Raw genomic sequence first — 803 nt, forward strand, 5'->3', positions numbered from 1 at the left:
CAAGGACTACTCAGAACGCGCCCTGTATGGCGTATTGTCTCAAGCGATTAGCAATGATTACTATGGTCAACTGCGCACCGAGAAGCAGCTAGGCTACATCGTCTTTGCAACCCCATTTCCAATGCTTGAAATTCCGGGGATAGCGTTTATCGTGCAGTCCCCTAGCACGCCAGCAAGTAAGATCGTAGATGAAACCGTTCGCTTCCTAGAGGCGGAAAAACCACGCATTGATGCGTTGCTCGAAACCGATTTTGAGCGCTACAAAAAAGCCGTCATCTCACGACTTGAGGAAAAAGAGACCAACATCGGACAGCGGAGTAATCGTTATTGGAGCGAAATTGACAAGCAAAACTACAGCTTCGATAGTAAACAGAAATTGATTGACGCCGTATCGGCACTAAAGATCGATACCTTTAAACAGTTTTACTCCAACCGAGTGAACAAAAAAGGATCAAATCTCATCATTGTGAGCGGGTATGAGGAAGCAGAGCCTTCGAAAAAAAGCGAACCTTCGCTTATTGATACCTTGCTCAAGAAAAAAGAGCGCTCAATGAGCGCCCTTTCTAACTTCTAAGACGATTCACCATCCCACGCTCAACGATTCAAGCGTCCGTCGATCAACGTATCGACGACACTTGGATCGGCTAGAGTCGACGTATCTCCCAAGCTGTCATGTTCGTTTGCCGCAATCTTGCGAAGAATACGCCGCATAATTTTACCGGACCTCGTCTTCGGTAAGCCGCTCGCTATCTGAATCAAGTCTGGCGATGCAACAGGTCCAATCTCTTTTCGTACCCAGTTTT

The 803-nt window shown here is 46.9% G+C and carries 2 pseudogenes; one reads left to right on the top strand and one right to left on the bottom strand.

The features are described 5' to 3' along the window. Window positions 1-574 (top strand): annotated as a pseudogene (locus tag A3750_RS26290) (hypothetical protein); the annotation flags it as partial. Between the two features lie 20 nt (window positions 575-594). Here A3750_RS26290 and A3750_RS16665 read toward each other — a convergent pair. After that, window positions 595-803 (bottom strand): annotated as a pseudogene (locus tag A3750_RS16665) (acetyl-coenzyme A synthetase); the annotation flags it as partial.

This window comes from Oleiphilus sp. HI0079 (assembly GCF_001635105.1).